Origin of the sequence: Fontivita pretiosa, assembly GCF_050410795.1 — a bacterium.
Classification (GTDB): Bacteria; Planctomycetota; Phycisphaerae; order Tepidisphaerales; family Tepidisphaeraceae; genus Fontivita; species Fontivita pretiosa.
Map to the genome: position 1 here is coordinate 2,329,012 of NZ_CP191258.1, position 16,948 is coordinate 2,345,959.

The window sequence follows — 16,948 nt, forward strand, 5'->3', positions numbered from 1 at the left end:
GCGGCGGACGTCTGGCCAGTCCCGGCGCGGCCCGGCGAGTGTCGCGATCAACACGTACAGCAGATGCGCGGCGATCACCGTGGCAAACAGCAGGTGCGTGTACATGCCCGCAATGGCGCTCAACGCGTACAGCGCCCATGGTGCGGCGCTGTCCCGACGCATCGCATGGATCAACGCCGCCGTCGAAACCAGGATCATCAGGGTCCACAGGCTGTATTCGCGGGCCTCCTGCGCGTAGACCAGATGGAACGGCGAGATCGCGAACAGCGCCGTGCCGATAACCAGAAGGCCGTGCGTCTGCGTGGGCAGCGGCCACGGCTGAAGCATGATCCAGCAGAGCCATGCGAACGCCGCAATATCGACCACGCCGATCACGGCCGACAGGCCTCGCAGCGCTGCCGGCGAGTCGCCGAACATCCGACCCCAGCCGTACTCCATGACATAAAACAGCGGCGGGTGATTCGAGTCGGTCTGGGCGATCAGGCGCAACGTTCGGCCCAGCGATGAGGACTGATCAAACTGAACGTATCGGCGAAGCTGTTCAGCGCGAACGGATTGCCCGGCGGGCAGGTCGCGCTCGGCGTCGGCCAAGCGGTGCCCCGTCACGTGCGCCGCTGTCCAGGTCTCGTCAAACCAGAAGGTCTTGGCCCCCAGCCGATAAAAACGCAGCGACGCACCAAGAATCAGGCACGCTGCCAGCGACAGCATCGCCGCCCGGGAGCTGTTGCCCGACAATCGCCAAAGCAGATTGCAGCTCATATCCCGCCGCCGGGCCGACCGCATGGCTGCAAGTCGCCCGATCAATACCCGTCCAGAAGATCTGCCCCGATGGCGTGGACTTTACCGACGCTGCGAATAGCCGGTCAATTCGCCGCGACACTGGCCAGATCCGGGCAAGCCGTCCCGGCGGCGTGTGCGATGGCTGACATATCATTCGACCTGACGTCGCCTGGCACACAAGCGCGCAAATTCAAGCCCTGAATCATCCGATAGTAAGCAGGGACACCGTGCCCGGAAGCGCTGAGCCCAGATCGCCAATTGGGCTCTGGGTTATCGGCTGCATACTGCGCCGCCCCGCGAAATCGCCACAGCCATGAACGAACAGCTCGTCGATCGCATTCGCAACTGCCCCAATCTTCCGACGCTGCCGACGATCGCAGTGGAGGTTCTGGAGCTTGCGCAGCGCCCCGACGCCGACATCGCCGAAATCGCCAAAACGATTTCCCGTGATCCGGCCCTGTCGTCCAAAATCCTGCGGACGGTCAACTCCAGCTTCTATGGACGCAGTCATCACGTCGCCACCATCAGCCACGCCCTGGTGATTCTTGGCCTCCAGTCGGTCAAGACGCTGGTGTTGGGTTTTTCACTGGTGACCAACCTGATGCACAACAAGAGCCGTGGCTTCAGGCACATTCCGTACTGGAAGCGAAGCATCTACGCGGCGACGGCGGCGCGATCGATCGCCGCCAGAGTCGGCGTCGTGCAACAGGAGGAAGCGTTCCTTGCGGCACTGCTGGCGGATATCGGGATGCTGGTGCTGGATCTGGTGATGGGCCAGGCGTACAGCGACGCGATCGCCGCCGCAGCCTCCCATGCCGACCTGCCCGCGATCGAACGATCCACCCTGGGCATGACCCATGCCGAGGTAGCAGGCGTGCTGGCCCAGCAGTGGCGGCTGCCGCCGGTCCTGGCGGTGCCGATGGCCTGCCACCACAGCCCCGACAGCGCGCAGGACCCGTCGCTGCGCAAACTCGCCGACATTGTCGGGCTGGGCGGACGCTGCGCCGACATCTTCGTGGACGATCAGGCCGCCGGGGCCATCGCCGACGTGCGACGAAAACTCAATGCCGAGCACGGCCTGCCCGAAGCCGACTGCGATGCCCTGCTGGCGGATATCGGGCGGCGAACCCGCGAGGTCGCCAACCTCTTCGAAATCAACATCGGCTCGCCTCAGGAGTTTGAGGCGATCCTCAAGAAGGCCACCGAGACCCTCGTCGAAATCACCCTCCAGACCCAGCAGCAGAACCAGCAGCTTCTGGAACAGGCCAAAAAAGACGGGCTGACCGGACTGGCCAACCGCGCCACGTTCGATCAGTTCCTGGCCGCGCAGTTCGATGCCGCCGTCCACGCCGCCAAGCCCCTGGCTCTGCTGCTGATGGATCTGGACCGCTTCAAGTCGATCAACGACAAGCACGGACACCAGGCCGGCGACAGCGTGCTGCGCGCCGTCGCCAGACTCTTAAGCAGTGCGGCCCGACCTCAGGACCTGGCCGCCAGATTCGGCGGTGAAGAGCTGGTGCTGGTGTTGCCCGGCACACCGCGGGACGTCGCCGCTGCCATCGCCGAGACCATTCGTCGCGCCATCGCCGCTCGGCCCGTGATTCACGAGCGGCTGAAGATACCGGTCACGGCCAGCATCGGCGTGGCCGGGTATGAACCCGGCGGGCCGCTCCGCTCGCCGGCGCACCTGCTCAAGGCCGCGGACCTGGCGGTCTACCATGCCAAGCACGCCGGAAGAAACTGCGTGAAAATCTTCAACCTCAAACCGCAGCCATGCGCCTCATCAACTCTGCCCGAGTGCGCGTCGGAGGCGACGCCAGTGCCGACGACCGCCGACTCGACCTCGCCGGGCGCTCAGACCTGCGCGCCCGCCGCTTGATTCGTCAGTCGCTCACCGGCCCAATTTGGGACTCGGTCCCGTGTTCGACGTGTCCGGACCTATAATCCCGCCGTCCACAACACGCGACATCGCGCGCGGCTTGCGGCCAGGATCGATTCCACAATGTTGGTGCGACCTCTGGTAACGATGCCGCCTTCGTAAGCCGATCTCGAATCTGCGGCGAGCTTGCGCCCATCGGCACCGTTCGGCGTGGCGATAACCCTGAAGCATGACAGACCAATTGCAATCCTCGCGTCTGTTGACCGATTCCGGCGATGGCCAACCAGACAGTCCATCGCCCGCCGTTGCGCCGCCGCTTCGGCTGCCTTCGCATATTCCGGCCCTGGATGGCATTCGCGGCATCGCGGTGCTGTTGGTGCTGTTCTGTCATGCCACCCAACGCCCCTTCGGAGAAAGCGCCAACCAGGCCTTCTCCAGTCTTGTTGATCGCGGCATCCTGAGTCTGGCGAGATTGAGCTGGACCGGCGTGGACCTGTTCTTCGTCCTCTCCGGCTTCCTGATCACCGGAATCCTATACGACGCCAAGAACAAGCCGCACTACTTCCGCAACTTCTACGCCCGGCGAACGGTACGCATCTTCCCGCTTTACTACGCCTGTCTGGTGCTGTTCCTGCTGGTTTGGCCGATGCTGCCGGCGGGATTCAGCAGGGGCTTTGGCGAGCTTCAGACCGGGCCGCTGCCCTATTGGCTGTACATCTCCAACTACAGCCAGGGATTGACCGAAAACCTTGGCCGAACCACCGACCACATTCTTCATGTCACCTGGTCGCTCTCGATCGAAGAGCAGTTTTATCTGTGCTGGCCGCTGGTGGTGTTCCTGTGCACCCGCCAGACGCTGCTGCGGATCTGTGTGTACATGTTCTTCGGGGCCATGGCGTTGCGCACGGCGCTGCTGCTGGATGGATTCTGGAACGTCGCGATGATGTTCACGCCCTGCCGCGTGGATGGTCTGGCCGTCGGCGCCGCGATCGCACTGATCGCGCGCGGGCCGCGCGGTATCGGGTGCCTGATCAGGCCGGCGAAGATCATCGGCCCGGCCAGCGCCATCGCGCTGGGCATCCTGATCGTCGGGATGTACAAGCTGGGCTATCGTCGCGGGATCGGACAAAGCCCGGGTTACGTGACGCTGGGCAACGGGCTGATCAGTATCTTCTACGGCTCGATCCTGATTTTCGCCGCCGCCTCAGACAGGGGCACCTGGGCCAACCGCTTTTTCGCCAGCCGCCCGCTGAGGACCTTCGGCAAGTACAGCTATGCGGTGTATCTGCTGCACATGCCGATCATGATCCTGTTTGCCGAGTATGTCTTTTCCCCAGCGCATGTGCGCCTGGGCGGCAGCCTGCTGCCCGGCCTGCTGATCTACTACGCCGCCACGTGGACGCTTTCGCTGCTGGCCGCGCTGGCGAGCTGGAACCTGCTGGAGAAGCATTTCCTGAAGCTCAAGGACTATTTCCCCATGGAGCCCAGGGCGCAGGCGACGCACGCAGCGCTGCAACGCGAATCCACCAGCGCCAAGGCAGCGGCGTGACGAAGAAAAAGGGGTCGGGAGTCTTTTCCGATGAAGGAAAAGACTCCCGACCCCTTTTTGTCATGGGAATTGTCCGATAGCCAGCAACGCGGTTTCCGCTACAATCCGCTCCGCACGGACGTGGAGTAGTTCATCATGACGACTGTTGCCGCTGCTGGATCGCCGCTAGAGACACTTTCGCCGACGGTTCGCGAGTTGCTCATTTGTCCGATGTGTCACGGGCCGCTAAGTGCGCGCGAGGGCGCGCTGGCGTGCGAGGCGTGCGGCGCCGCGTATCCCGTCACCGGTTCGGGGCAACTCGACCTGCGACTGCGCGGACCCAAGACCGTCTCGATCGACTTCACCATCGGCGGCGAAGACGTCGTGCCCAGTGCCCATGCGAAGATCGATCCGCTCAAGCCCAACCCTTCGCCGCAGATTCCGGAGTATCACTCGATCCCGATCCCGTCGCTGCTGATGCACGGCAACCGGCTCACGCGCACGCTGCTGAGCTACTTTCCACGCCCTGCGGGCGGCGGAGTGATGCTGGATCTGGGCTGCGGATATGAGGATTTCAAACCGCTGTGCGCCCATACCGGCCTGGAGTATGTCGGCATCGACTACGACGGTCCGGCGAAGATCCTTGCGGACGGCCACGCCCTGCCGTTCAAAGACAACAGCTTCGATTTCGTGATGTCATTCGCGGTACTGGAACATCTGCGCTACCCGTTCGTGGCGTTGGGCGAGGTACGGCGGGTGCTCAAGCCCGGTGCGCCATTCATCGGCACCGTTGCATTCCTGGAATCGTTCCACCTCAACAGTTTTTATCACCCCAGCCCGCTGGGTACGTACGATCTGCTGGCCAGCAGCGGGTTTGAGATCATCGGCATTGAACCCAACGTCCAGTGGCAATGTCTGCGGGCCCAGGGATGGATGGGGCTGTTTCCGCACGCGCCGCAGGTGCTGTCGGACCTGTTAGTCCTGCCCTTGCATCTGCTGCACCGGCTGTGGTGGAAGCTTGGTGGCATGGTCGATCGGCGTGCGGCGACCAGCGAGCGGGCGCGGCTGATCACCAACACCGCCGGGTTCCGTTTCGTGTGCCGCAAATCGGGATGACGCGCCCGATACAGCTCTGGCGGGCGCGACGCGGTAACAGGACTCAAACATCTTCTGGCAAATGACGCCTGGACGAATCCCCCGACTCGGGCTTTCGCACATTCTGCGCGGTTTGGAAAGAAGATTCTGGAAATGCGATGGGCGGGATGCGATAATGCACTGGCCGAATCCATCGTACCCAATCGAGTCGTCGCAAGTCGTCGCGTCGCGTGACGTCGGGTGTCGAGGGGGATGCGTTGGAGAGGGCAGGAAAATGCTGGAGGGAAGCGCAGTACAAGCACGCTGCGCTGTCACGGGTGAGAAGCCAGGGATCGGGTCGTCGGTTGCCGCAGACAATTCAAGCGTCGAGGCGGGGGCGGTACCGCTGATCGGGCATTCACCCGCGATGGCGGCGGTCAAATCGGTCGCGTCGATCGTGGCGCAGAAGCGCTGCACGATCATGATCCTTGGCGAGACAGGCACGGGAAAGGAAGTGCTTGCACGGCACATCCATGCCCAGTCCAGCCGTGCGCACAAACCGTTCGTGCCCGTGGATTGCTCGGCGATCTGCGATTCGCTTTTCGAGAGCGAGTTGTTCGGCCACGTTCGCGGGGCATTCACCGGCGCCGTGCGCGACGCGCTGGGCTTTGTGCGCGCCGCCGACGGCGGAACCCTGTTTCTCGATGAGATCGGGGAACTGTCGTTGCCGCTTCAGGCCAAGTTGCTGCGGCTGATCCAGGAACAGATCGTCGTTCCGGTTGGCGATGTGCGGGCGCATCGCGTGGACGTGCGAATCATCGCCGCCACTCACCGCGACCTGTCGGCGATGGTCCGCGCAGGCACCTTCCGTCAGGATCTGTACTTCCGACTCAACGTCGTGGTGCTGAATCTTCCGCCCTTGCGACAGCGCCGTGAGGACATCATCCCACTGGCCGAGCACTTCCTGGCGGCGCAGTCGGCATTGTATGGCGAGCCGTTGCGACGCTTATCACCCCAGGCGGCGGAGGCGCTGCTGGCGTATCCCTGGCCGGGCAACGTCCGCGAGCTGGCCAACGTCATGGAGCACGCCCACGTGCTGTCCCGCGACACGATCATCCAGCTCGCTGACCTGCCGCCGCGCTTCCACCGCCCCGCGACCGAGGAGCCAACAGCTTCGGAACTTTCTCTGGTCGATCTGGAACGCCGCGCCATCGCCGAAGCCCTGCGCCGGACCAACTACTGCAAGGCCGCCGCCAGCAGGCTCTTGGGCATCAATGTCCAGCGTCTGAACCGGCGAATGGCCAAGCTGCACATCGAACCGCGCTGACAACGCCGCGGATCACTGAGCCCCGCCGCCGCGCAACCCCGTATCCGGTTTGATCTCCGACCCGGCCCGGGATCCCCACCGGCCCATCGAGCAGTGCATTTCAACCTGCACCCGTGCATTTCAACCTGCACCATTCAAAACAACCTGATCACGAGCAACGCTGGCAAGCGATGGCGTTTGCGCGCCGGCTTGGGAATCGGCGGCGATCAAAACAACCGCCCCTTCAAGTAAGAGGTTGCGGTGTTGGCCGCGAACGCTGCGACCATAACCCCAGGTCCATACGGCGATTGCTGCAAGCTCCCGCGCCGCCGCAGCGCGCGGCACGCCGTTCGCCATGCACTTGCCGTGTGTCGAAGCTGACGATGGAGCGAGCGTGAATCACCCATACGGGCAGATGAGGCGCGCGATGCGCTTGAGGCGCACGCAGGGCAAAGGGGCTTGGCGCATGGCCAACACCTACCAAACGCCGCAGTTGCAGGATACGCACCCGACGCCGCGACTGTCGCTGCTGGCGGTGTGTATTCCGGGACTGGTGCACGACTCGCCGCTGATCGAACTGACCATGGCGCCCACCGCGCGCCAGGCGCTGCTGCACCTGAGGCAGATGAGCTGCGACCTGCTGCTGACCGGCAATCAGCTTCCGGACATGAACGTCTGGACGCTGGTGAGTCGGCTGCGTGCGAGCTGGCCGCAACTGCGCTGGGCGCTGGTCTGCACGGGGGCGTTGTCGCCGCAGGAGGAGATTCGCGCTCGCTGCCTGGGGGCGACGATGCTGTTCGACACCGTTCCTGACGGAGCCAGGCTGCATGAGCTGGCGCGATCGCTGCTGGCCAGACGCAACACCGAGCCGCCTTCCGTGCAGCGCACGGCCAGACAGTTGGACGCGGCGCCGTCTCCATGAACGAGTCGTGGAGTGGGCATTGCCCACCCGTACCTGGTGGCACATTCAACATACGGAAGGGAGCAGAAAATGTCTCGTCACGATTCATCCACGATCCAACGTCACGACGGGCAGGACCTGGACCTGAGCCTGGCCAGCGGCGAAGAGCTGTTGCTGCTGGCGGTGCTTGGCGGGGCGCGTGCGCGGCGGCACGTGCACCAGGAACTGGGCCGTCGCACCTTCGGCGCGCCCGCGGCACGGCCGCCACGCCGACTGGCGCGCCATGCCATGCGTCTGCGCCTGGCCGCCTGAGCGCTGCGTCGCTTCCACCCAGCCATTACTCACTTTCCAAAGGAGGTCTGTCATGACCGCGAGAATGCGCGCTCTGTCGATCCTGACCGCGGCGGCCGCAACAGTCGTGCTGGTGCCTGCCACAGCGCCGGCCGATCCGCTGCCCGGGCGTGATGTGCTGAAGTTCAGCCAGAGGCCGATGGACGGCACACCGATCGTCGCTCCCGACGGCACCGTGCAGCGTTTCTGGGGCCACGATGAGCTGAGCACCGCCTACAGCATGTTCGGCGCCGCCGGGCCTACGCCCTATCGGGGCGTATTCATGGCCGACGACTTCGCCGACAAGTTCTCCACGCCTGTCGTCCACGTGAAGTGGTGGGGGTCGTACCTGAACAACTTCGTCAGTCCGAACTTCCCCGTGGACAAGTTTTTGATCTCGTTCGAGGCGGACGTGCCGGCCAGTTCGAGCAACCCCTTCAGCCGCCCCGGGATTCCGCTGCTGAACCAGATCGTTCGGCGCGGCCCGCTGGCGCCGGGATCCGGCACGTTCACCGAGAAGCCGATCAGTGGCGGTGGTCCACCGCTGAATGAGACGCTCTACGAGTACAACGCCGAGCTGCACCTGGGCAAGGAGTTCTTCCAGCATCCGGACACGGTCTACTGGTTGAAGATCGTGGCGCTGGTCGATCTGCCGCCGGGGATCACGATCGATCCCACTCAGCCGCCGACGTTCGTGCCTCGCTGGGGCTGGCACAATCGCGACTACACGGTGATGGATTCACTGGCCTCGACGGCGCCAGCGGTGGTGCCCGGCGAGCACATCGACGGGTTGCTGGGGCCAGCGCCCGGCGGCACCCCGGTGTGGCACTTCCAGGACGACGCGGTTACCGGCCTGGTGGTGGTCAATCACCTGTCTACCCCCGACGGCGGGATCATGCCTCTGGTGGATCAGGCCGGCTACCAGCCGACCCGCTACCTGCCTTTGGCAGATGGACCGCAGGGCATCGGGGAGTTCTCCAAGGACCTGGCGTTCGAGCTGTACACGATACCGGAGCCCGGGACGTGCCTGCTGCTGATGGCCGGGGCGGGAATCGTGGCGATGCCTCGCCGCCGCCGATCGCGGCCGGTGCAGGAGCTTTGCTGAAGAACGTGTCGGAATCTGAGCCGGAAAGGAGGTGTGCCATCAGCCAGTCAGTGCCAGCCGCGCGCCGACGACGATGCGCGTCGCCGGCGCGCGGCAAGGCGCCCAATGCGATCAATCTTTGAGCGTGAGTTGACCCGTGCATCACCGATGGGTTGACGTGCCGAGCAACCCGTCGGGATCAGGACAGTTTTTCCAGGGGAATTGAGTCGGAGGGAATGCAATGAAAGACCTGAGCAGAATGGGATACGCTGTTGTGCTGTCGGCAGTGGGGATGGTGGGGATTGCCGGATCGCCGCAACCGGCATTGGCGGATTGGGATCCGGGCGAGCCGTACAAGATGCACTATCCGCAGTTGCCAGACCTGACGCCCAACGGCATGGACGTGCTGGCGTCGCACTGGCAGCCGGGAACCAACCTGTTCAAGCTGCTTGCCGATGACTTCCAGTGCACGCAGACCGGTCCGATCACCGACATTCACATCTGGGGTTCCTGGCTGAACGACCGGCTGCCGCTGGTGCCCGATGCGGCGGGCGTGCTGGTGCCGGATCCGGCCGGCGTGCGATTCAAACTCAGCATTCACGAGGACATCCCCGCCGGGCCCAACCAGCCTTACAGCAAGCCCGGCGCCGAGCTGTGGTCGGCGATTTTCGGGCCATCGGATTTCACGGTCCGCCCGTATCACACGCTGCCGCCGACCGTCGCGGGCGAGGCGTTCTATGACCCGAACACCGGGCAGATCCTCGGCTTCGATCACGTGATCTGGCAGTACAACTTCGAGTCGATCAAGAATCCGTTCATTCAGACACAGGGGACGATCTACTGGCTGGACGTCCAGGCACAAACCGCTTGGCCTGATGCCCGCTTTGGCTGGAAGACCACCGATCCAACCGTCACGCCCCACTTCAATGACGACGCGGTTTATGGCGACACCATCGGATTTAACGGAGCGCTGGTCGATCCGCCCGGCTGGCAGGAGCTGATCTACCCCGCCAATCACCCGTATGCCGGACAGTCGATCGATCTGGCGTTCGTGATCGCGCCCGAGCCGGGCAGCGCGATGCTGGGCATCGGGCTGGCGGGCCTGGTGATGCTGCGCCGCAGACGCTGACTGGCGGCGGGCTGAGCCGCCGCGCCGATCGTGTGCGGCGCAGGCTGCAAGTTGCGGGGGAAAGAGCTTCACTGAGGTTTTTTTTTCAACCGACTGTTTCGCTTGAGCTGAGCACAAGGAGCAACTCATGAATCGCATCGTGTCTGTGTCAGTCCTGGGGGTTGTCATGTCGGTCGCGATCGCCAGCCAGTCGTACGCGGCGCCACTGACCGGTTCGGGCGTGCTGCCTTTCCCCGGCGCCACCGGTGATCCGCCACGCGACGTGTATCTGGCCAGCGGCACCGGCCCCGGTCCGTTCACGGGCACCTGGCCGGGCGCCGGGCCTAACAGCCCTCCGCAACCTCAGTGGCTGGGCACGTTCAGCGCCACCGGTCCGATGCCGCACACTCCACCGGCGGGCGCCAACACCACGGGCACAACCCTGTACGACTTCACCGTGATCACCTTCCCCAACGGACAATTGCCGGTGGGGACCTATTTCCAGTTTGGCGACTTGGACAATGGCTCGGGCGGCGGGGAGCTTTACCGCCTGCGGGCGTTCGATTCCTCCGGGCAGATCCTCACCCCCTGGCTGGACGAGCCATTCGCCGCCTCCGCAGGCGCCACCGCCGGTGACATGCCGTCCTACACGTACAGCGCCGGGGTGTATGGTTTTGACGGTACCACGGTGCCGGGCAATCCTGCGATCACGTTTTACCTGAAGAACAATACAGCCATCGAGCGGCTGGAAGTGCTGCGGACCAGCACGTTCACGTCCTTCATCCTTGCGGCGCCGCCTATACCGGAGCCGGCCTCGGCCGCCCTGCTGGGCTGCGGCACGGGTGTGTGCCTGACGCTGAGACGAAGGCGTCGCGGACAATGAGCATTGAGCAGACGTTGAAAGTTGAGGGCGCTACAGCAATGCAGGACCGGGAAAACCCCGGTCCTGCGTGCTTTCCACTTCCATTACGAGTTCACTATGAGCGACGGGCAGGCCGGAATGCTCGGAAGAGCACGCACCAGCGATCTTTCGAGAAACAGAGCTTACTTTGGTGTTGTTATCAGCGGACTGGCTGGACCTGTGGATGACGCTGGCCAACCCCGAAACCCCCGCGTGGGCTGGAAAACCAGCCTGGAGCATTTCCCTGACGGCCATTCATCCCTTCCGTTCCGACCCCGCGTGGGCTGGAAAACCAGCCTGGAGCATTTCCAGGACGATGCAGTGTGGGACGATCTGCCACTGGGAGCGGCACCCTGGCAGGAGCTGCGCGACCCCACGGGAATCTCGCTGGACATGGCGTTCGCGATCACGCCCGAGCCCACGATGGCGGTGCTGGGCCTGTGCGGGATGAGTCTGCTGCGGCGCAGGCGCTGAACAGGGACGGGGGATCGATTGGACGGTAAACTGAGCGTTCGGCGGCTGGGGCGGGGTGGGGTCGGCCGGATGTGCCGCTGTTGAAAACAGCGGCCCGGGCGTGGAGAAACTGAGCCGCCGAACGCCAGACCGTCCGAAATCCTCGGAAAATCCGAGGATTTTTATGCGCCGGGCGTTGAAAACCCCTGTTTTTTGGCTATTTTCTTGCCAACTTGAATCCGGCGGAGGCGACGCTCGCGGAGCTTCGCCTGCCCTGCCGACTCGAGCGGGCACGGGGGAAGGGTCTGTTTTCACGCCAGCGGATGGCGACCCACCGTGTCACCGGAGAGCGCCGCGCAACGTGGGATAGCCGGCTCACCGGGTGGCTGCTGTGTCACGCGAATTCCTTCAAGGAAAGGAGATCGATCCCTATGGCCAAGGCCATGACCAAGTCGGAAGTCGCCGCCTACCTGGCGGAAAAGGTGGGCATCACCAAGAAGCAGGTGAATCAGTTCTTCCAGGCGCAGGCCGAGCTTGCCTACAAGCAGGCGAAGAACACGTTTGTGATTCCCGGCATCGGCAAGCTGGTGCTGGTTGAGCGTGCCCCGCGCGAGATGGTGATGCGCTTCGGCCCCAAGGCCGGGCAGACCATCAAGGTCCCCAAGAAAAAGGTCGTCAAGTTCCGCGTCGCCAAGGCCGCCAAGGACGCCATCCTCGGCACCAAGAAGTAATCCGCCCGGATCGTACCAGACCCTGTCTGGTTTGAGCGGTCTGCTTCAGCGACAGCATACAGCAAACCCGATCCCCGCCGGGGGATCGGGTTTTTTTCACGCGCCACTTTGTCGGCGTGGCTCGTCGTCTTGGCGTCGTCGGATTCTGGTGCTCAGCGAATAGCAGAACACAGGGGGCGCGATCGTCATCGGCACAACCATTGCTGCCAATTGGCCAGTCGTGATCGATCCCTGACCCTTGCGCAAACCACAGGAGAACGCCCATGAGCAGCATGTCCACCCCCGGCGGCGATTACACCCGTGACACCGGCGGCAGCGACTTCGGCAACTCCGATGACGCCGTCAGCCAGCTCAATTCCTTCCTCCGCGGCGAAATCTCCGCCGCCGAAACCTACCGTATGGCCATCGACGCCGTCGCCGACAGCGAGCAGATCCCGTCCATCGCCAACCTGGAAATGCTTCGCGAGATTCAGGAAGAGCATGGCCGGGCGGCGCAGGCGCTGCGCGAGCGGATCCGCGAGCTGGGCGGGCAGCCCAGCGACTCCTCCGGCGCCTGGGGCGCCTGGGCCAAATTCACTCAAGGCACCGCCAACCTCTTCGGCGATGTCTCGGCGCTGAAGTCACTGAAGGAGGGCGAAGAGCATGGCTTGAAGGACTACCAGGAAGGGGCCGACGACGTGGACGCGACTTCGTGCGAGCTGATCCGCAACCAGCTCATTCCCGCACAGCAGCGCCACATCAATCTGCTGGACCAGTTGATCAATTCGGTCGGCACGGCATGATCCTCGACGGCACAGCAGGCCGACAGGAATCAACAACCGCAAGCGGCGGCGGACGCATCCGCCACAGCCGCTTGCTCCTGCCCATCGGCGCGCAAGAACGCCCGGTCCCTTCCGAACCGGGCGTTGAATACGGCGGCTTCGCGCTGTCCGCGAGCTACATGGCCGTGGTTACGTACGGCAACAGCGCCATATACCGCGCCCGCTTGATCGCCCGGGCCAGCATGCGCTGCTCCATCGCCGTGGCGCCGGTGCGCTTGCGGCTGAGGATCTTGCCGTTGCCACTCATCATCTTCCGCAGCGTCTCGGTGTCCTTGTAGTCGATGTAGACTTTCCCGGACGCACTGGTGCGGGTGATTTTCAGCTTCGGACGGTTGAAGCTCTGAAACTGCTCTTTTTTTTCCCGCCGCTCACGGGCGGTTTCCGTTCGCGCCATCAGTCCATTCTCCAATTCAAAATCGGGCGAAGGATTGTAGCAGCCGCGTTGTCGTTCGCAAGTCCGGATCAAGCCCCACAGCCGGTTTTCTGTTTAACCGGCCCAGGTGCCGCTCGACCGCCAGCCACAAGCCTGCCTTGCCACCCGCCTCTGCCCAGATACAACTAATCCATGCTTCAACCCGAGCTGATCGTGTACAACGGCAACCTGATCACGCTCGACCGGCGACGCCCGCGCGCATCGGCGATGGCGATCGGCGGCGAGCGGATTCTGGATGTCGGAAACGATGAGCAGATCCTGCGACTGGCGACCGGCGACACCCAGCGACTCGATTTGAACGGCCAGACCGTTACCCCCGGCTTCATTGATTCGCATATCCACCTCTACGCCTATGGCGAACACCTGCTGCGCAACGCCGACCTGGTTGGCTGCCGCGACATCGACGAGATCCTCAGCCGCCTGTCGGAGCTGGCCCGGCGCAGCGAGGGCTGGATACAGGGGCACGGCTTCGATCAGGACAAGCTCGCCGAGCGACGCTTCCCCACACGCCAGGACCTGGACCGCGTTTCGCGCCATCGGCCGATCATCATCTCGCGAATCTGCGGGCACGCGGTCGTGGTGAACTCCGCCGCGCTGGCGGTGGTCACGCCAGCCGAGCGTCTTGCCGGCGATGAGGATGGCGGGCTGTACACCGAGAACGCCGTCGCCGCCTTTTACCGGCGGATTCCGCCGCTGTCAGAGTCGCAGGCGGAGCAGGCGGTGCTGGCCGCGGCGCGCGTGGCGCTGAAGACCGGAATCACCAGCGTCCAAACATTGCTGGATACGCCCGAACAGATGGCCGCGTATGCGCGACTGCGGCGCAAGGGCAAGCTGCCGATCCGCGTGATCGGCATGCCGCCTTACGCCGCCGTCGAGCAGCTTCATCGTCATGGGATCAACAGCGGCTTCGGCGATGACTGGCTGCGATTCGGCGCGTGCAAGCTGTTTTCCGACGGCTCGCTGGGCGCCCGGACCGCGCTGTTGGCCGAGCCTTACCACGATCAGCCGGACACCCGCGGGCTGCGGATCTATCCGCCGGATGAGCTGAAGCGAATGGCGCGGGATGCTCAGCTCAAGGGCTTCGGGCTTGCGATTCACGCGATCGGCGATCAGGCCGTGCGCGAAACCATCGACGCGATCGAGTTCGCGCTGGCGGGCGATTCGAACGAGCAGCACCGCCACCGCATCGAGCACGCCTCGGTCTGCCCGCCGGACTGCATCCAGCGTATGGCCGCGATGAAGATCGTCGTGACCTGTCAGCCACAGTTTGTGACCAGCGACACGTGGACCTCACAGCGTCTTGGCCCGGCGCGATCGCCCTGGGCGTACCCGTTTGCGACGATGCGAGCCTCAGGCGTACCGATCGCATTGAGCAGCGACTGTCCGGTCGAGAAGCTCGATGCGTTCGCCTGCCTGCATTCGGCGATCGCGCGGCACGAGTGGTCGCCGGGAGAAACGCTCTTGCCCGAGCAGGCGATCGCCGCCTATTGCCTGGGCAGCGCGTATGCTGCGCATGTCGAGGACCGTGTCGGCTCGCTGGAGCCTGGAAAACTCGCCGACTTCGTCGTGCTCAGCGGCGATCCGACCCGCCTGCCGGCCGAGCAGATCCCCTCCCTTCGCGCCGTGCGCGTGTTCGTCGCCGGTCGCGCTGTGCCCCAGCCGCCATGATCGCGCCCGTGCACCATGGCATACGCATCGGCATCTCCGGCTGGCGCTACGCCGGGTGGCGGGGAGTGTTCTATCCGCCCGATTTGCCCCACCGGCGCGAATTGCAGTATGCAGCACAGATCTTCAATTCCATCGAGATCAACGGCTCGTTCTACAGCCTCCAGCGACCGGCCAGCTACCAGGCCTGGTACCAGCAGACCCCCGATGACTTCGTCTTCGCCGTCAAGGGCGGGCGATTCATCACCCACATGAAGCGGCTGCGCGACATCGAGCAGCCGCTGGCCAACTTTTTTGCATCCGGGCTGCTGCTGCTCCGCCAGAAGCTGGGGCCGATCCTGTGGCAGTTTCCGCCCAATTTATCATTCGATCCGGAGCGATTCGCGCATTTCCTCGAGCTGTTGCCGCGCGACACGCTCGCCGCCGCGAAGCTGGCGCGCAGGCACGGACCGATCCTGAGCAAGGCAAGGCGATGGACCGAAGCCGACGCGAATCGCCCGATCCGTCATGCCGTGGAGATCCGTCACCCTTCGTTCCTCACCGGGCGGTTCATCAGGCTGCTGCGGGCAAACCGCGTGGCGCTGGTGTTCGCCGACAGCGGCGGGCTGTGGCCCTATGCAGAGGACCTGACCGCCGACTTCGTTTACATCCGTCTCCACGGCGCCGAGGAACTCTACGCCAGCGGCTACACCGATGCGGCGATTGACTGCTGGGCCAGGCGCATTCGGATATGGCATCGCGGCGGCGAGCCGGACGATGCGAAGCTCGTCTTGCCCGACCGCCGTGCCCGCAGGCGCAAATCGCGCGATGTCTATGTCTACTTCGACAACGACGTGAAGGTCAAAGCCCCCTTCGACGCGATTCGCCTGGCCGAGCGATTGCGCCAAATCGACAACTGAGTATCAAGGCCCGATGAGCCGGACGCACCCGCACGCGCCGACCCGCTGGACACGGGCCGGTCCGGCTCATGCCACCGCCACCGCCGCTTCGATGCCCAACGCCCGGGCCATCGTTTCCCCGATCGTCGCAGGGCTTTCGCTTACCGTGATGCCGCACTCGCGGAATATGGCGATCTTCGCGTCGGCGGTATCGTCCCCGCCACTGATGATGGCGCCGGCGTGGCCCATGCGTTTTCCCGGCGGGGCGGTCCGGCCCGCGATGAAGCCTACCACCGGCTTGCTCACGTGCTGCCTGATGTACCGCGCCGCGTCCGATTCGTCGGTCCCTCCGATCTCGCCGATCATCACGATCCCGTCGGTCGCCCGGTCTTTCTGGAACATCGCCAGCAGATCGATGAATCCCAGCCCCTTGATCGGATCCCCGCCGATCCCTACGGCCGTCGTCTGCCCGATCCCCCGAATGGCGCACTGCCAGACCGCCTCGTAGGTCAGCGTCCCGGAACGCGAGATGATCCCCACCTTTTTCTTCGTTTTGGCGCGTCGTGGCGGAAGGTGGATGTAGCCGGGCATGATCCCGATCTTGCACTCACCCGGAGTGATGATCCCCGGACAGTTCGGACCGATCAGCACGCTGTTGGGTTTGCTGCGCAGAAACTCCTTGACCTTGACCATGTCCAGCACCGGGATTCCCTCAGTGATGGCGACGATGACCCGGATGCCCGCGTCGGCGGCTTCCATAATCGCATCGGCGGCAAAGGCGGGGGGCACGAAGATCATCGTCGCATCCGCCCCGGTGGCCCGAACCGCCTGCTCCACCGTATTGAAAATCGGCAGCCCGTTGGGGTCGGTCTGACCGCCCTTGCCAGGCGTCACCCCCCCCACCATCTTCGTGCCGTACTCAAGACACTGCCGGGTGTGAAACGCGCCGGCCGCGCCTGTGATTCCCTGGCAGATCACCCTCGTGTTGCGGTTAACCAGAATGCTCATGAGTTCGTAACCTTACCCGTGTGCCCGATTCGCTTTTGACTCCTGCGGCCAATTGAGCGGTGAAGCCT

17 protein-coding genes are annotated in these 16,948 nt (G+C 64.2%); 14 read left to right on the forward strand and 3 right to left on the reverse strand.

Annotated elements, in window-relative coordinates; genetic code table 11:
* Positions 1–1,093 precede the first annotated feature (1,093 nt).
* The 4 genes from ACQS5P_RS09505 (at position 1,094) to ACQS5P_RS09520 (ending at position 6,588) form a co-directional block, all read left to right on the forward strand.
* Positions 1,094–2,659 (forward strand): sensor domain-containing diguanylate cyclase, encoded by a 1,566-nt coding sequence (locus ACQS5P_RS09505; protein WP_428940649.1) that lies wholly within the window; start codon positions 1,094–1,096, stop codon positions 2,657–2,659.
* 229 nt (positions 2,660–2,888) lie between these two features.
* The gene (locus ACQS5P_RS09510) at positions 2,889–4,208 is read left to right on the forward strand and encodes an acyltransferase family protein (protein ID WP_428940650.1); all 1,320 of its coding nucleotides are present in this window, start codon (positions 2,889–2,891) and stop codon (positions 4,206–4,208) included.
* A 135-nt stretch (positions 4,209–4,343) separates the two neighbouring features.
* On the forward strand, positions 4,344–5,303 hold the full coding sequence (locus ACQS5P_RS09515; protein WP_428940651.1) for a methyltransferase domain-containing protein: 960 nt from the start codon (positions 4,344–4,346) through the stop codon (positions 5,301–5,303).
* Positions 5,304–5,556: 253 nt separating this feature from the next.
* Complete coding sequence (locus ACQS5P_RS09520; RefSeq protein WP_428940652.1) at positions 5,557–6,588, forward strand: sigma-54 interaction domain-containing protein; 1,032 nt, start codon at positions 5,557–5,559, stop codon at positions 6,586–6,588.
* A 120-nt stretch (positions 6,589–6,708) separates the two neighbouring features.
* Here the strand turns inward: ACQS5P_RS09520 and ACQS5P_RS09525 are convergent, their stop codons facing one another.
* A complete protein-coding gene (locus tag ACQS5P_RS09525; protein WP_428940653.1) occupies positions 6,709–6,924 on the reverse strand; it encodes a hypothetical protein in 216 nt (71 codons plus the stop codon).
* Positions 6,925–7,033: 109 nt separating this feature from the next.
* Between ACQS5P_RS09525 and ACQS5P_RS09530 the strand changes: the two genes are divergently transcribed.
* The 8 genes from ACQS5P_RS09530 to ACQS5P_RS09565 all read left to right on the forward strand — a co-directional run bounded on the left by ACQS5P_RS09530 (position 7,034) and on the right by ACQS5P_RS09565 (position 12,857).
* Positions 7,034–7,489 carry a hypothetical protein gene (locus ACQS5P_RS09530; protein ID WP_428940654.1) on the forward strand — a complete coding sequence of 152 codons (456 nt, stop codon included), beginning with the start codon at positions 7,034–7,036 and terminating at the stop codon, positions 7,487–7,489.
* Between the two features lie 69 nt (positions 7,490–7,558).
* Positions 7,559–7,780, forward strand: coding sequence for a hypothetical protein (locus tag ACQS5P_RS09535; protein WP_428940655.1), 222 nt, complete (start codon positions 7,559–7,561; stop codon positions 7,778–7,780).
* 52 nt (positions 7,781–7,832) lie between these two features.
* Positions 7,833–8,903, forward strand: a complete 1,071-nt coding sequence (locus ACQS5P_RS09540; RefSeq protein ID WP_428940656.1) for a hypothetical protein — start codon at positions 7,833–7,835, stop codon at positions 8,901–8,903.
* A 220-nt stretch (positions 8,904–9,123) separates the two neighbouring features.
* Positions 9,124–10,011 carry a hypothetical protein gene (locus tag ACQS5P_RS09545; RefSeq protein WP_428940657.1) on the forward strand — a complete coding sequence of 296 codons (888 nt, stop codon included), beginning with the start codon at positions 9,124–9,126 and terminating at the stop codon, positions 10,009–10,011.
* Positions 10,012–10,138: 127 nt separating this feature from the next.
* Positions 10,139–10,873 carry a PEP-CTERM sorting domain-containing protein gene (locus ACQS5P_RS09550; RefSeq protein WP_428940658.1) on the forward strand — a complete coding sequence of 245 codons (735 nt, stop codon included), beginning with the start codon at positions 10,139–10,141 and terminating at the stop codon, positions 10,871–10,873.
* A gap of 231 nt (positions 10,874–11,104) precedes the next feature.
* Positions 11,105–11,365 (forward strand): hypothetical protein, encoded by a 261-nt coding sequence (locus ACQS5P_RS09555; RefSeq protein WP_428940659.1) that lies wholly within the window; start codon positions 11,105–11,107, stop codon positions 11,363–11,365.
* 410 nt (positions 11,366–11,775) lie between these two features.
* The gene (locus ACQS5P_RS09560) at positions 11,776–12,075 is read left to right on the forward strand and encodes an HU family DNA-binding protein (protein ID WP_428940660.1); all 300 of its coding nucleotides are present in this window, start codon (positions 11,776–11,778) and stop codon (positions 12,073–12,075) included.
* A 263-nt stretch (positions 12,076–12,338) separates the two neighbouring features.
* Complete coding sequence (locus tag ACQS5P_RS09565; RefSeq protein WP_428940661.1) at positions 12,339–12,857, forward strand: DUF2383 domain-containing protein; 519 nt, start codon at positions 12,339–12,341, stop codon at positions 12,855–12,857.
* A 154-nt stretch (positions 12,858–13,011) separates the two neighbouring features.
* Here the strand turns inward: ACQS5P_RS09565 and rpsR are convergent, their stop codons facing one another.
* The gene (gene rpsR, locus ACQS5P_RS09570) at positions 13,012–13,290 is read right to left on the reverse strand and encodes a 30S ribosomal protein S18 (RefSeq protein ID WP_428940662.1); all 279 of its coding nucleotides are present in this window, start codon (positions 13,288–13,290) and stop codon (positions 13,012–13,014) included.
* A 171-nt stretch (positions 13,291–13,461) separates the two neighbouring features.
* Here rpsR and ACQS5P_RS09575 point away from each other — a divergent pair, with 171 nt between their 5' ends.
* A complete protein-coding gene (locus tag ACQS5P_RS09575; RefSeq protein WP_428940663.1) occupies positions 13,462–14,997 on the forward strand; it encodes an amidohydrolase in 1,536 nt (511 codons plus the stop codon).
* Positions 14,994–15,893, forward strand: coding sequence for a DUF72 domain-containing protein (locus tag ACQS5P_RS09580; protein WP_428940664.1), 900 nt, complete (start codon positions 14,994–14,996; stop codon positions 15,891–15,893). Before ACQS5P_RS09575 ends, ACQS5P_RS09580 begins: the two co-directional genes overlap by 4 nt.
* Positions 15,894–15,959: 66 nt before the next feature.
* Here the strand turns inward: ACQS5P_RS09580 and sucD are convergent, their stop codons facing one another.
* The gene (sucD, locus tag ACQS5P_RS09585; protein WP_428940665.1) at positions 15,960–16,880 is read right to left on the reverse strand and encodes a succinate--CoA ligase subunit alpha; all 921 of its coding nucleotides are present in this window, start codon (positions 16,878–16,880) and stop codon (positions 15,960–15,962) included.
* Between the last annotated feature and the right edge of the window lie 68 nt (positions 16,881–16,948).

Bases quoted from the DNA above. Each gene is read 5' to 3' on its own strand.
- rpsR (WP_428940662.1), bottom strand. From the start codon at position 13,290: ATGGCGCGAACGGAAACCGCCCGTGAGCGGCGGGAAAAAAAAGAGCAG.
- ACQS5P_RS09550 (WP_428940658.1), top strand. From the start codon at position 10,139: ATGAATCGCATCGTGTCTGTGTCAGTCCTGGGGGTTGTCATGTCGGTC.
- sucD (WP_428940665.1), bottom strand. From the start codon at position 16,880: ATGAGCATTCTGGTTAACCGCAACACGAGGGTGATCTGCCAGGGAATC.
- ACQS5P_RS09540 (WP_428940656.1), top strand. From the start codon at position 7,833: ATGACCGCGAGAATGCGCGCTCTGTCGATCCTGACCGCGGCGGCCGCA.
- ACQS5P_RS09530 (WP_428940654.1), top strand. From the start codon at position 7,034: ATGGCCAACACCTACCAAACGCCGCAGTTGCAGGATACGCACCCGACG.
- ACQS5P_RS09580 (WP_428940664.1), top strand. From the start codon at position 14,994: ATGATCGCGCCCGTGCACCATGGCATACGCATCGGCATCTCCGGCTGG.
- ACQS5P_RS09505 (WP_428940649.1), top strand. From the start codon at position 1,094: ATGAACGAACAGCTCGTCGATCGCATTCGCAACTGCCCCAATCTTCCG.
- ACQS5P_RS09560 (WP_428940660.1), top strand. From the start codon at position 11,776: ATGGCCAAGGCCATGACCAAGTCGGAAGTCGCCGCCTACCTGGCGGAA.
- ACQS5P_RS09535 (WP_428940655.1), top strand. From the start codon at position 7,559: ATGTCTCGTCACGATTCATCCACGATCCAACGTCACGACGGGCAGGAC.
- ACQS5P_RS09545 (WP_428940657.1), top strand. From the start codon at position 9,124: ATGAAAGACCTGAGCAGAATGGGATACGCTGTTGTGCTGTCGGCAGTG.
- ACQS5P_RS09515 (WP_428940651.1), top strand. From the start codon at position 4,344: ATGACGACTGTTGCCGCTGCTGGATCGCCGCTAGAGACACTTTCGCCG.
- ACQS5P_RS09520 (WP_428940652.1), top strand. From the start codon at position 5,557: ATGCTGGAGGGAAGCGCAGTACAAGCACGCTGCGCTGTCACGGGTGAG.
- ACQS5P_RS09510 (WP_428940650.1), top strand. From the start codon at position 2,889: ATGACAGACCAATTGCAATCCTCGCGTCTGTTGACCGATTCCGGCGAT.
- ACQS5P_RS09525 (WP_428940653.1), bottom strand. From the start codon at position 6,924: ATGGCGAACGGCGTGCCGCGCGCTGCGGCGGCGCGGGAGCTTGCAGCA.
- ACQS5P_RS09575 (WP_428940663.1), top strand. From the start codon at position 13,462: ATGCTTCAACCCGAGCTGATCGTGTACAACGGCAACCTGATCACGCTC.
- ACQS5P_RS09565 (WP_428940661.1), top strand. From the start codon at position 12,339: ATGAGCAGCATGTCCACCCCCGGCGGCGATTACACCCGTGACACCGGC.